This is a genomic window from Nocardia sp. NPDC059177 (assembly GCF_042755165.1).
In the GTDB taxonomy this organism is placed as follows: domain Bacteria; phylum Actinomycetota; class Actinomycetes; order Mycobacteriales; family Mycobacteriaceae; genus Nocardia.
The window spans coordinates 80,156-93,154 of record NZ_JBHZBX010000006.1 but is presented as its reverse complement, the minus strand read 5'-3'; the positions used below and the strand labels follow the sequence as shown (position 1 = coordinate 93,154).

At 70.6% G+C, this 12,999-nt stretch carries 9 protein-coding genes; 5 read left to right on the top strand and 4 right to left on the bottom strand.

What is annotated here, in order from left to right; genetic code table 11:
* Window positions 1-168 precede the first annotated feature (168 nt).
* Window positions 169-633, top strand: a complete 465-nt coding sequence (locus tag ACFXK0_RS09790; protein ID WP_379409606.1) for a hypothetical protein — start codon at window positions 169-171, stop codon at window positions 631-633.
* Here the strand turns inward: ACFXK0_RS09790 and ACFXK0_RS09785 are convergent.
* Entirely contained in the window at window positions 630-1,148 is a 519-nt protein-coding gene (locus tag ACFXK0_RS09785) for a MarR family winged helix-turn-helix transcriptional regulator (RefSeq protein ID WP_379409605.1), read from the bottom strand. The genes ACFXK0_RS09790 and ACFXK0_RS09785 overlap by 4 nt on opposite strands.
* 259 nt (window positions 1,149-1,407) lie before the next feature.
* Here ACFXK0_RS09785 and ACFXK0_RS09780 point away from each other — a divergent pair, with 259 nt between their 5' ends.
* The 3 genes from ACFXK0_RS09780 (at window position 1,408) to ACFXK0_RS09770 (ending at window position 5,240) form a co-directional block, all read left to right on the top strand.
* Entirely contained in the window at window positions 1,408-3,084 is a 1,677-nt protein-coding gene (locus ACFXK0_RS09780; RefSeq protein ID WP_379409604.1) for a fumarate hydratase, read from the top strand.
* A gap of 132 nt (window positions 3,085-3,216) precedes the next feature.
* Entirely contained in the window at window positions 3,217-4,602 is a 1,386-nt protein-coding gene (locus tag ACFXK0_RS09775) for an AarF/UbiB family protein (RefSeq protein ID WP_379409603.1), read from the top strand.
* 122 nt (window positions 4,603-4,724) lie between these two features.
* Entirely contained in the window at window positions 4,725-5,240 is a 516-nt protein-coding gene (locus tag ACFXK0_RS09770) for a M15 family metallopeptidase (protein ID WP_379409602.1), read from the top strand.
* 17 nt (window positions 5,241-5,257) lie between these two features.
* Here the strand turns inward: ACFXK0_RS09770 and ACFXK0_RS09765 are convergent, their stop codons facing one another.
* Window positions 5,258-6,394, bottom strand: coding sequence for an epoxide hydrolase family protein (locus tag ACFXK0_RS09765; RefSeq protein ID WP_379409600.1), 1,137 nt, complete (start codon window positions 6,392-6,394; stop codon window positions 5,258-5,260).
* 83 nt (window positions 6,395-6,477) lie between these two features.
* Here ACFXK0_RS09765 and ACFXK0_RS09760 point away from each other — a divergent pair, with 83 nt between their 5' ends.
* Window positions 6,478-7,440 (top strand): helix-turn-helix transcriptional regulator, encoded by a 963-nt coding sequence (locus ACFXK0_RS09760; RefSeq protein ID WP_379409599.1) that lies wholly within the window; start codon window positions 6,478-6,480, stop codon window positions 7,438-7,440.
* A gap of 269 nt (window positions 7,441-7,709) precedes the next feature.
* On the opposite strand, the gene ACFXK0_RS09755 is transcribed toward ACFXK0_RS09760, so the two are convergent.
* The gene (locus tag ACFXK0_RS09755; RefSeq protein ID WP_379409598.1) at window positions 7,710-8,459 is read right to left on the bottom strand and encodes a hypothetical protein; all 750 of its coding nucleotides are present in this window, start codon (window positions 8,457-8,459) and stop codon (window positions 7,710-7,712) included.
* A 155-nt stretch (window positions 8,460-8,614) separates the two neighbouring features.
* Window positions 8,615-12,997 (bottom strand): SbcC/MukB-like Walker B domain-containing protein, encoded by a 4,383-nt coding sequence (locus ACFXK0_RS09750; RefSeq protein WP_379409597.1) that lies wholly within the window; start codon window positions 12,995-12,997, stop codon window positions 8,615-8,617.
* Window positions 12,998-12,999: the final 2 nt, after the last annotated feature.

Below are 12,999 nucleotides of genomic sequence, written 5' to 3'. Positions count from 1 at the left end.
GTGGCCGGTGTTCGCCCGCGGAGCCTCCGGGTTCCGCGGGCGTTTCGGCGTTCGCGGGCTGGGCATACCGGTAGGGTCGGTGGCCGATCGTGTTCGGCCGGAATACGCAGTGCCCGAGGGGGAATCGTGAGTGGGGGAACACCGGGTACGAGTCGTCGTGCCCGAGTCATGAAGTCGCGCAGCGTCACCTGCACGCTGCCCGCCGTGGTGGCGGTGGCCCTGGTCTCGGCCGGGTGCGGCAGCGGGGTCGAGTCCACGTCGCAGCGGGTCACCACGACCAGCAAACCCGCGGTGACCACGTCGAAGACGACCACCACCACCCGGCCGACGACCACCACCAGCGGTGCCGACCAGCCCACCGCGGTGGGCGTGTGTGTCGACACCACGACGAATACCCGGGTGGCCGACGCGAAGTGCGACACCGCCGACGACCGCTACAAAACTTTTTGGTACCGGCACACCGACACCTTCCTGTACCCGGCCGTCGGCGCCGCTGTGGTGCTGGCGGCGGGAAGTTTCATCCGCCCGTCCGGCAGCGGCGTCTACGACCGCGGGGTACCCACCACGGGTGGCAAGGTCCTGCGCGACGGCTTGGGACAGCGCCCGGACAGCAGCGGGTCGAGCGGCTCCTAGCTCGCGGTCTCGGCGCTCGCGGTATCCGGATCCGGCCGGCGTAGGCCGGGTGTGGCGCCGCCCGCGCGGTGATGGTCGACCAGCACGTCGTAGATCTCGGCGAGTGCGGTGAGCTGACCACGGTCGAGCACATCGATCATGTGCCTGCGCACGCTGCGCACATGCGCGGGCGCGGCGGTGGTGAGCAGCTGACCGCCCTCGGTGGTCAGCTTGGCGACGGTGCGCCGCGCATCGTGCGGCATGGTCTCGCGCGCGACCAGGCCGCGTTTCTGCATGCGGGTGATCTGATGCGAGAGCCTGCTCTGCGACCACTCGAGCGCGCCGGCCAGATCGGCGAAGGTGAGCCGCTGACCCGGTGCGTCGGCCAGGTAGACCAGCACCGAGTACTCGACCCAGCTCAGGTTCGCGGCCCGGCCCGCATCGCGGCCGATCGCCGCGGCGATCAGGTCGCGGGTCCGCACATAGCCGAGCCACGCGCGCATTTCGACATCATCGAGCCACTGTGGATCCGTCACGATCGAGCTCCAGATTCTCCGGTGCAGGCTTCGGGGTGGAACGGTGCACGCCCCCCACCGTCCGGGAGAATGGGTAGCACCGTTTGTGTTGAACGTGCAACCTCGACATTTATTCTGATTCTTTGGTCGAGGGTTACCAAGGGTCGCCTTACCTGCGGGTGTTCGCGCGTGCTCGATAGGCTGCGGATTGCTTTGTGACCAGCCCTGGCTGGTGCTCCGCACTGGTGCGGTGCCCGCCCTGCCCGAAGGAGTGCGATCCGTGACCGCGCCGGAGTTCCGCTATTCCGATCTGCTGCCGATCGGCGCCGACGAGACGCCCTACCGCCTGCTCACCACCGAGGGGGTCAGCACGTTCGAGCACAACGGGCGCACCTTCCTGCAGGTGGAGCCCGAGGCGCTGCGACTGCTGACCGAGACGGCGATCCACGACATCAGCCACTACCTGCGCCCCGCGCACCTGCGGCAGCTGCGCAAGATCATCGACGACCCGGAGTCCTCGGGTAACGACCGCTTCGTCGCGCTCGACCTGCTCAAGAACCTCAACATCTCCGCCGGTGGCGTGCTGCCGATGTGCCAGGACACCGGCACCGCGATCGTGATGGGCAAGAAGAGCGAAGGCGTGCTCACCGGCATCGACGACGCCGAATGGATCAGCCGCGGCGTGTACGACGCCTACAACCGGCTGAACCTGCGTTACTCCCAGCTCGCCCCGATCACCATGTGGGACGAGAAGAACACCGGCTCCAACCTGCCCGCGCAGATCGAGCTGTACTCGACCGAGGGCACCCCCGACAACCCGGTCTACAAGTTCCTGTTCATGGCCAAGGGTGGCGGCTCGGCCAACAAGTCGTTCCTGTACCAGGAGACCAAGGCCGTCCTGAACCCCGAGCGCATGCTCGAGTTCCTCGACGAGAAGATCCGCTCGCTGGGCACCGCGGCCTGCCCGCCGTACCACCTCGCCGTGGTCATCGGCGGCACCAGCGCCGAATTCGCCTTGAAGACAGCGAAATACGCCTCGGCGCACTACCTGGACAACCTGCCCACCGAGGGCTCGATCACCGGCCACGCCTTCCGTGATCTCGAACTCGAGGAAGAGGTCTTCCAGCTCACCCGCGAGTTCGGCATCGGCGCGCAGTTCGGCGGCAAGTACTTCTGCCACGATGTGCGCGTGGTCCGCCTGCCCCGCCACGGCGCGTCCTGCCCGGTCGCCATCGCGGTGTCCTGCTCGGCCGACCGCCAGGCCCTCGCCAAGATCACCAAGGACGGCATCTTCCTCGAGCAGCTGGAAACCGAACCGGCCCAGTACCTGCCGGAACAGACCGAGGACATCCTCGGCGGCGACGTGGTGCAGATCGACCTCAACCGCCCGATGGACGAGATCCGCGCCGAACTCTCGAAATACCCGGTGAAGACCCGGCTTTCGCTCACCGGCCCGCTGGTCGTGGCCCGCGACATCGCGCACGCCAAGATCAAGGAACGCCTCGACGCGGGCGAACCCATGCCGCAGTACCTCAAGGACATGGCCGTCTACTACGCCGGTCCGGCCAAGACCCCCGAGGGCTACGCCTCCGGTTCCTTCGGCCCCACCACCGCCGGTCGGATGGACTCCTACGTCGACCAGTTCCAGGCCGCGGGCGGCTCGATGATCATGCTCGCCAAGGGCAACCGCTCCGCCCAGGTCACCAAGGCCTGCGGCGAACACGGCGGCTTCTACCTCGGCTCCATCGGCGGCCCCGCCGCCCGCCTGGCCCTGGACTGCATCAAGAACGTCGAGGTCCTGGAATACCCCGAACTCGGCATGGAAGCGGTCTGGAAGATCGACGTCGAGGACTTCCCCGCCTTCATCGTCGTCGACGACAAGGGCAACGACTTCTTCGCCGAAACCTCCAAGCCCATCGCCCTGCGCGTGCGCACCCGTTCCAAGGAACGCGTGTAACTTCCGCTGCCGCCGACGACCCGGCCCCGCCTGCTGCGCGGGACCGGGTCGATTGTTCGTCCGCCCGTGGGCGCGGTGGTGCGCGTGTAGGGTGACGCGAGACGTATCGCCCGAGGTCCGAGGGGGTTGGAGATGGTCGCCGCCGGAGTACCTGGAGTACCTGGGGGACGGGTCGCGCGCAGTGCGAAGCTGGGACAGCTCGCGGCGGGACAGGCGGTGCGTGGGGTCGGGCGCAAGCTGTCGATGATCGGGCGCACCGAGGAGGCGCGGCAGGTACTGGCCGAGCGGTCGGCGATGACGACCGCGCAGCAGATCGTCGCGGTACTCGGCAGCATGAAGGGCTCGGCGATGAAGCTGGGCCAGATGGCCTCGGTACTGGATCTGGACTTCGTACCCGAAACCCATCGCGAACATTTCCGCCGCCAGCTCGCGGCGCTCCAGGATCAGGCGCCCTCGGTGGCGTTCCCGAAGATCCGCCGGGTGATCGAGGACGATCTCGGGCCGCTGGCGCGCGTCTTCCGGGATTTCGACGAGACGGCGATCGCGGCGGCCTCGATCGGCCAGGTGCACCGCGCGGTCCTGCACGACGGGCGCGAGGTGGCGGTCAAGGTCAAATATCCGGGGGTGGAGCGCGCCGTCCACGCCGACATCGGCAATCTGGAATTTCTCGGCAAGATGGGCAGGTCGGTGCTGCCCAGCGTGGCCGACAGCGGCGTACTCGAGGAGATCGCGGACAACCTGCGCAGCGAACTCGACTACCTGCGCGAGGCGCGCACCCAGCATCAGGTGGCGCAGCGCTACCGCGGCCACCCCCTGGTGATGATCCCCGACGCCATCGGCGCACACTGCTCCCACAACGTGCTGGTGACCGAATTCGTCGACGCCCAACCCTTCTCGCACCTGCAAACCCTGCCCGACGCCGACCGCGACCGGTTCGGTGAGCTCATCTACCGCTTCTACATCGGCACGCTGTTCGCCGAGTACGAATTCTGTGGCGACCCGCACCCGGGCAATGTGCTGCTCGCCGCCGACGGCCGGCTGGCCTTCGTCGATTTCGGGCTCTACAACCAGATGGACCCGGTGCACGTCGATTTCGAGCGGTCGTGCCTGCGCGCCGCCGCCGAGGACCGCCCGGAGGATCTCTACGCGGCCTGGGTCGAGCGCGGCATCATCGACCCGGAAGCCGGTGTCACGGTCGAGGAATGCCAGGCCTATGTCTGGGCGGTGACAGGCTGGCATCTGCTCGACGAAGAGGTCACGATCACCCCCGAACTGGCCACCGGCGCCGTACTGCTCGCCGTCGACCCACGCTCCTCGGAGTTCCAGGGCATGCACCGCCAGTTCCTGCCACCGGAGCACATCTTCTCCCGCCGCGCCGACCTGTTCACCTTCGCCACCCTCGGCCAGCTGCGGGTCACGGCGAACTGGCATCTGCTGGCCAGGGAGTGGCTCTACGGCGAGCAAGCGCACACCGAGGCCGGTCGCGAGTTCGAGCGGTGGCGGCGCCGCGCACGGTGACTTCCCCACGAGCCCAACACCTTTCGTCTCGCAGTGCACGATTCCCCGGTGGGCGCAGGGCGATCCGGGATGATGCGGGCCGCGCCGCAGTGGGGCCTCGGCCCGGTCGATACACTCCCGGCATGACGACTGTGCTCGGCCGCGCGGCCGACCGGATCCTGGTCACGCTGACCGCCGCGGCGGCGGTCACCGCGCTCGGCGCCGGCCTCACCGCCGCCCAGCCCGGCCCCGACGCCCGCGAACAGTCCCAGTCGGCCGCAGGCACCGAGGGCCTGGACCCGTCGCTGGCCCTGGCCTACACCCTCGCCGAACAGCAGGCCCACGCCGAGGGCGTCCCGCTGTCGATCACCTCCGGCTACCGCACCCCCGAACAGCAGGAAATGCTCTGGCAGGACGGCCTGGCGACCTACGGCAGCCCCGACGAGGCCCGCCGCTGGGTCCTGCCCCCGGCCGAGTCCACCCACGTCTCGGGCCACGCCGTCGACGTGGGCCCCCAGTCCGGCGCCGCCTGGCTGGAAGCCAACGGCAACCGCTGGGGCCTGTGCCGCACCTTCGACAACGAATGGTGGCATTTCGAGCTGGTCACCGCGCCGGGGACGGCCTGCCCGCCGCGGGTGCCCGACGCCAGTATGCGGTGACACCGGCTCGCTGCGGGTCAGCGGAGGGTGGCGAAGAAGGTGCGGATGTCGGTGACGTGGGCGGTGGGTTCCTCCATGGCGACGAAGTGGTTGCCGGGGTTGCCCGAGGGCCAGTGGGTGATCTTGTTGTCGCGGTCGGCGAGTTTGCGCATCAGGGGTGAGCCGCCGCCGTAGACGCCGGTCGGGACCAGGTGCTGGCCGGTGGGCCAGGCGAAACCGCCGTCGCGCAGGCCGTTGTACATCGGCCAGGACGAGGTGCCGGTGGTCTGGGTGAACCAGTAGATCGCGACAGTGGTGAGCAGGTGGTCGCGGTCGATCACGTCCTCGGCCCGCTCGGCCATCGGGGTGAACTCCTGGAATTTCTGCATCATCCAGGCCAGCAGGGCCACCGGGGAATCGTTCCAGCCCAGCGCGAAGGTCTGCGGGGCGGCGCGCAGCAGGGCGTGGTGGTCGATGCCGCCGGTCATCCACTGCTGCATCTCCGCCCACTGCGCGCGGTCTTCGTCCGACATCGCCGGCACGTCGGCGTCGGTCGGCATCCCGATCCCGCCGTCCAGGTGCACACCGATCACGTGCTCGGGTGCGGCGAGCGCCATCTCCGGCGCGATGTAGGCGCCGAGGTCACCGCCCTGGGTGCCGTAGCGCTGGTAGCCGAGGCGGTCCATCAGGGTCGTCCACATGCGGGCCACCCGGGCCGTGCTCATCCCGGTGTCGCGCGGCGCGGCCGAGAAGGCGAAGCCGGGGACCGACGGCACCACGACGTGGAAGGCCAGGGCCGGGTCGAGGCCGTGGGCGCGCGGATCGGTCAGCGGGCCGATGGTGCGGGTGAATTCGGCGAACGAGTTCGGCCAGCCGTGGGTGAGCAGCAGCGGCACCGCATCGGGCTCGGGGGAGCGGACGTGCAGGAAATGCACGTCGAGACCGTCGATCTCGGTGACGAACTGGGGAAACTCGTTGAGCGCGGATTCCTGTGCGCGCCAATCGAAGTCCTCGGCCCAGTACCGCGCGAGCTCACGCAGGTAGTCGGTCGGCACGCCACGATCCCAGCCCGCACCCGGCAGTGGCGCCGCCCAGCGGGTCCGGCGCAGGCGGTCGCGCAGGTCGTCGAGGTCGGTCTGCGGGATGTCGATACGGAAGGGGCGAATGGTCGTCATGCGAACTCCTCGGTCGGTGTATGCACCACGCTAAAAGGCAACTAGGACAGAATCGGTCCTAGTTGCAGAGGAGAATTTCCGGCATGACCGATACCGCCGCCCGCTTGCTCCGTCTGCTCTCGCTGCTGCAGCTGCCCCGTGAATGGCCGGGCAGCGAGCTCGCCGAACGGCTCGGCGTCACCGACCGCACGGTCCGCCGCGATATCGACCGGCTTCGCGAGCTGGGCTATCCGGTGGCGGCGGCCCTGGGCGCGACCGGTGGCTATCGGCTCACCGCCGGGTCGGCGCTGCCACCGCTGGTGCTCGACGAGGACGAGGCGGTGGCCGTCGCGGTCGGGCTGCGCGTCGCGGCGGGCCAGGCCGTCGCCGGGATCGAGGACGCGTCGGTGCGCGCGCTGACCAAACTCGAACAGGTGCTGCCCGCGAAACTGCGCCGCCGGGTGCGGGTGGTGGGGACGGCGGTGGCGGTGCGCGCGGGCACCGGGCCCACCGTCGACCCCGACATCCTGACCGTGCTCGCCGCCGCGGTGACCAACCGGGAACGGCTGCGGCTGCGTTATCGCGACGCGGCGGGCGTGGCCTCGCGCCGCCACGTCGAACCGGCCGGCGTCGCGGCGGCACGCGGGCGCTGGTATCTCGTCGCCTACGACCTCGACCGCGACGCCTGGCGCAGCTTCCGCGCCGACCGCATCGTCAGCCCGCAACCCACCGGCGCCCGCGTGGTCGCCAGGGAACTACCCGCCGCCGACGCGGCCGACTATGTCGCGGGCTACCGAACCGATTGGCGCACACCGAAATACCGGGCCGAAGTGGCCATCGACGCCCCGATCGCCCGCGTCGCCGGTCGCCTCGGTGCCGAACCGGGCACCCTCGTCCCCGACGGCGACAGCGCCTGCCGGCTGATCGGTACCCGCGACGACGACCCCGCCTGGCTCGCCGTCCAGCTGATCGCGCTCGGCGTCCCCTTCCGGATCGACGACTCCCCGGAACTCACCACCCACCTCCGGCTCCTCGCCACCCGCCTGGCCGAAGCCCTGGACCGGTGACCACCAGGATCTGGTGGCGGCATCGACACCGAGAAGTAGCGGCCACCAGATCCCGGTGGGTGGGGAGTGGTTCGAGCCATTGGTCGCGGGTGTAGGACCGCTGCCAGTCGTATCGCCACCCCCGCGGGCCGGTTGACCGTTGAGTAGTGACGAGTCCAGGTCTGGCTGGGACGTCGTCGGGCGAGTCGGCGGCGGACGGTGTTCGCCGAGGGCTGGGTACGGCTGCCCAGCGGGGTGATTGTGCCGGGCGGGTTCCGGGATCGTGGTGGTCAGGTGATCTTGTCGCCGCTGTGCCGGAGCGGGGACCAGTGCTCGTCCGGGGTGGTCCGGAGTGGTCGTGCCGGTTGTGGTGGGCGTGGGCGGAGGGTGTCGTTGATGCCGCTGGCGCCGCGTCGGCGCAGGGGGAGGGGGCCTGGCTGGGACGGGTCCTCGGTGTGGTGCACGCCCAGCCGGCCGGTGGCGAGCAGGCGGGCGACCTCGACCGTGATCGGGTAGAGCGGGCGGCCGAGCCGGAAGGCCAGATCGCGGCAGGTGTTGGTGCCGTCGGCCAGGCTCAGGATGTCGGCGGTGATGCCGTCGCCGTCGTCGGTGACGGTGCGCACCAACAGGTTTCGGTGGGGTGAGAAACCGGAGTGGGAGAAGGTGGTGAGTCTGCGCACGATCTCGTCGAGCAGCCAGGTCGCTGCGTAGCCGGGTTCCTCGGCGTCGGCATCCGGGCCGGGGGCGATGCGGTGGCAGCGCTCGACCCAGCCCGCCGCGATCGCGAAGGCGCTGTCGACGGTGGCTGTCGTCCGCAATGACCGCGCGTCCAGTGGGGGATCGCCGGCGTGCCGGTCGAGGGCGTCGACGCCCGGCGCCCCGGAGGTCGTGACGGCGACGACGCGGCCGTCGACGAAACGGATGTCACCGCCCGGCTCGCCGATCACCCGCAGGGTGCCGCTGAAGTGGGCGGCGCCGGCGTCGAGCAGGGCCGACTGGAGCGGCCGGAGGGCGTCCCGGAGCGGGACGGGAAGCTGCATGGTGGTCACATCCCGGTCGGCAGGTGAAATCGGTCGCCGGATCGGTGGAACAGCGAGGTGGGCGCCGAGCAAAATCCTGGCAGCATCGAGGATTTCGAGCAACCGATTCCGGGAAATTTGCCGGAACAATTCCGGCGGGAATCAACCGGTCGGTCTCAGCCGACCGGCGCTGGTTCGCCCGGCATCCCCTCCAGGGTGAGTCCGCCCTCGATGGTGTTGGGAACCCGGCGGCGATTCGGTGAGCCGAGGGCGGTGGTGAGGTCGCCACCGTCGTGCTCGGCGAGCAGTTCGCCGCTGTCCCACACCAGCAGGGTCGCGCTCACCGTGTTCTCGGCGGTCGAGTGCGCCAGATCGTAGTGCGCGCAACCGGGCACATGCCCGTAGGTGATCCACAGGTCGTAGCCGGTCATGAACAGGTCGAGGTCGAATTGCACACTCAGGCTCAGCAATTCGCTGCGACCGTTGTCGTCGACACCGGCGAAGGCCTCGTCCAGGGCGAGCAGGCGCGGTGCCTGCGGGTCGGCGGAATCGAGCATCACGTGCGCGGCGGCGAACAGCGGCAGGTGCAGCGAGACCGACTGCTCGCCACCGGAGAGGGCGCTGTGCCGGGCGACGGTGAGCTTGTCCTCGGTGCCGTCGCCGGAGATGAGCGTGAACGAGAACACCCGCCAGGTGCGGTAATCGAGCGTGGCGGCGAGGATCTCGGGGTAGGAGCGTTCCGGATGCGCGGTGCGGGCGGCGCGGATCTCGGCGGCGAAATGCGCGCGGACCGCGCCCAGATCGTCCTGGCTCAGCGCGGCGGTGTCGCGATCGAGCAGCTTGCACATGGCCCTGGCCGCCTCGGACAGGCCGTCGGCGAGAATCCAGTGCACGCCGATGGTGTTGCCCGAGGACATGCGCCGCTGCTTCATCTCCGCGCCCATCCGGGAGATGAGTTCGCGCGCGTCGGTGGTGCGTTCGTGGATCTGCTGGGCCAGCCCGGTCAGCAGCGCGTCCTCGAGAATGCGGCGCTCGGCGTCGGTGAGCAGCAGCTCCTGGTCGCGGCGGGCGGCGTCGATGCGGGCGGCGAAATCGGCGAGGGCGGCCTGGCCGTTCTCGTCGTGCACCGCGACCACGGTCAGCCCGTCGGCGGCGTCCCAGTGCAGCCGGTAGTCGCGGCCCGACGCGGTGAGCGCGGCGTCGAACTCCTGCAGCGCGCTGGTGACCGCGGACCGGGTGGACTTGCGGCCCGCCTCGGTGGCGCGCACCTGGGTGGTGACGGCATCGAGGTCGGCGTAGAGGGCGGCGACCTCGTCGGGCAGCACCACCGGATCGGTCTCCGGACCCGCCGCGACGATGCGGTATTGCAGCTGCTCCGGCGTCGACCAGGCGGCCTCGCTGCCCGGCCAGCGGTGCTCGACGCCGGCACCGAGCAGGCTGAGCAGGTCGGGGCGGGCATACGGGGCCAGCGACCTGACCTCGGCCAGCACCTCGGTGAGGGCGGTGGCCAGTGCCTCGTTGGCGGTGCGGAAAGCGGCTTCGGCGTCGCCGACCGCCTCGATCGCGGCATTGGCGGCCTTGCGCGCGGCCCGCTGCTCGGCCTTGGCGGCCTCGATGGCGGTGCGGGCCGCGTCCAGCTCCCGGTCGATATCGGCGGCGCTCGCCCCCAGCGCCTCCCGCAGGGTCTCGAGTTTGCGCTGCTGCTCGGTGAATCCGAGGCGGGCGGCCTCGGCCTCCTCGGCGAAGGCCTCGGCCAGCGCCCGCGCCTCGTCGTGCCGATCGGCGCCCTCGCGTTCGCGTTCCCGCTCCCGCTCGTGTTCGGCGCGCAACCGCAGCAGCCCCGTTCCGGTGTTCTCGAAATGCCGGATGGCGGCGGCCAGCGCGTCCAGTTCGCGGGCCTCGCGCGGAGTCCGGTGCGCCTGCGCGGCCGCGCGCACCTTCTTGTCCAGCGCGGTGACCTCGGCGACCGCCTGATCGAGTTCCCGCTCGGCCTGCGCCGCCGCCTCCACCCGCGAACGCATCAGACCCGCGGTCTCGGCGACGGCCCGCAGCGCGGCAGTGACGGCGGCGGGCCGGGGCAGTGCCTTCGCCGCGGCGGACAACTTCGCCAATTCGGCTGTGGCAGCGGCTTCTTCGGCGCGCACGGCGTCGTACTCGGCGCCCGCGGCCGCGATCGCCACCTCGATCTCGGCCAGCCGCGCCTCGCGCCTGCGCGCCCGTGCGGTGGCACCGAGGAACTCCGCCTGCGGCTTGTGGTGGCGGCCTAGGAGCACGCCGGAACGGAATGTGCCCGCGGTACCGATGACGATGCCGGAGGCGGCGGGCTCGTGGGTGGTGACATCGCGCAGGGTGATAGAGGCCAGTACGGCGGCGACGATGTCGGTGGGGATCGCCAGCTCTGGTGAATCGTCTTCGACGACAAGGACATCGGCGAGGGTTCGGCCTGTGGGGCGCTGCTCGGCGGGCAGGGGGAGCAGGAAGTGTTCGGAGGTGACGTCGTCGGGCAGGTCCGGTCCGCAGATCCAGCTGTCGAGCAGGCCGCTGGACTGCAAGGCCGCCTCGATAGCGGCAGCGTCAGCGGCGGACACCGAATCGGCGAAGCGGACCAGGCGCCACAGCGGCGCGCCCGGAAGCTCTTCGCGGACACCGGTTCTGGCGGGGTGGGCGGGGGGAGCGTCGTCGTGCTGGGCGGCGATCTGAGCGCGTTCGGCAGTGAGCGAATCGCGGCGGGCGGCCGCGGCACTCGCACGGGAGCGGGCCTCCTGGCGGCGGGTACGGATCCGGTCCTGCAGCGGCTCGCAGTATTCGGCCAGCACCTCCGGTGCGGAGGGAGACTCGTCGGTGCCTGCGGCGGCGACCGCAGCGCCGAGCGCGGCGAACAGGCCGGATGCGCTGGGCGGTGTTCGGGGCGCGGACACCGCGGCGTGATCGGAAGTGTCCGCACGAATGACAGATACCGCGGTGACCTCGTCGGCTGTCGCCGATCCGCCGGTAGTCGCGGTCCCCACCGACGGCCCGTCGACACCGGCTTGCCCGCTGCCGGACGCGGGTTCACCGACGTCCGCGAACACCTCCGCATGGGCCTTCCACCAGGACCGCAGGGCCGCTTCGGATTCGGTGCGGGCCAGGGTCACCGCGGCCTCGGCGTGGGCCACCTCGGCGGCGGCGGCTTCGCGCAGTTCGACGGCGCGTTCGGTGAGGCGTTCGGCGCGGGTGCGTTCGGCGGCGGCGGTCTCCCACGTGCTCACCGCCTTGCGGACGGCGCGGACGTCGGCGTCGCGTTCCTCGGCGTGGCCGCGGAGGGCGGCGGTGAACTGGTCGCCACGGCCGTCGGTGACCGGCGCGGCCCATTCGATGCCGGCCTCCTCGGCGGCCGCGCGCACGGCGTCCTCGCCGCGGACCAGGGCCGCGGCGGCGGTGCGGACCGCCTCGGCGGCGCGTTCGGCCTCCTCGGCGCGGCGCTGCAAGGTCTGACCGGCTTCGGCGGCCTTGTCGCGGTGCACCGCCGCCGAGGTCTCCAGGCGGCGGACGGCGTCGGCGAGGTCGTCGAGCTGCTGTTTGCCCTCGTAGGCGCTGGATCGTTGCAGGTTCTCGCGGTCGGCGATGGCCTGCTCATAGGCGCGGTCGGCTTCCTCGGCGCGGGTCTCGGCGGCGGCTCGGTCGCCCTCGCGCCGGGTCCGCAGCGCGGTGGCCGCGAAGACGGCGGTCGCCGCGTTGGTGACCGCGTCGAGGCGGGTACGGACCTGATCGACATCGGTCTTCGCCTGGACCGCGAGATACTTGCGGTACACCTCGACGAACCGGCGGGTCGCGGTATCGGCCTGGACCAGGCCGTCGAGCGTGCGCCCCACCTCCTCCATATCGCTGAACGAGCGGGCCGCGTCGAGAATCAGCTGTTCGTCGAGCGGTCGCAGACCGTCGGTGAGCGCCTGCGAGAGCCCGCGTGGATCGAGGTTCTTGGCCAGCTGCGGGCGGCGCAGGGTGAGGATCAGATTGATCAGCTGGTCGTAGCGCTGCACACCGAGCCCGAACATGCGCGCGTCGATGGCGGCGCGGTACTCCACCGGCCGGTCGACAATGGCGTCGCCGCCGATCTGCTCGGCCAGTTGTTTGCGGGTCAGCGGCCGGTCGTCGGGGCCGATCAGCGAGAAGTCGACCCCGGCGCGCCCGTCGGCGACGAAATACCAGCGGGTCACCTTGTCCGAGGAGCGGGTGGCGCGCATGCCGATGCCGACGGTGACGACTTCGGGATCGTCCCAGCCGCCGCGCGCGAACTCCATCCACACATACGAGTACGCCGATTCCTGCTTGCGGTAGAGCAGATTCGACTTCATCGTGCGCTCTTCACCGGCGAACGGGTTCAACCGGCGCGGTTCGATCCGCCCGTCCAGCACGAACGGGAACAGCACCTCGAGGGCCTTGGTCTTGCCCGAGCCGTTGGGGCCGCGCAGCACCAGGCGGCCGTCGGCGAAGCAGAACTCCTGGTCGCGGTAGTCCCACAGGTTGACGATGCCCGCGCGGGTCGGGACGAAACGCACTCCGCCGTGAATGAGCGCCATCT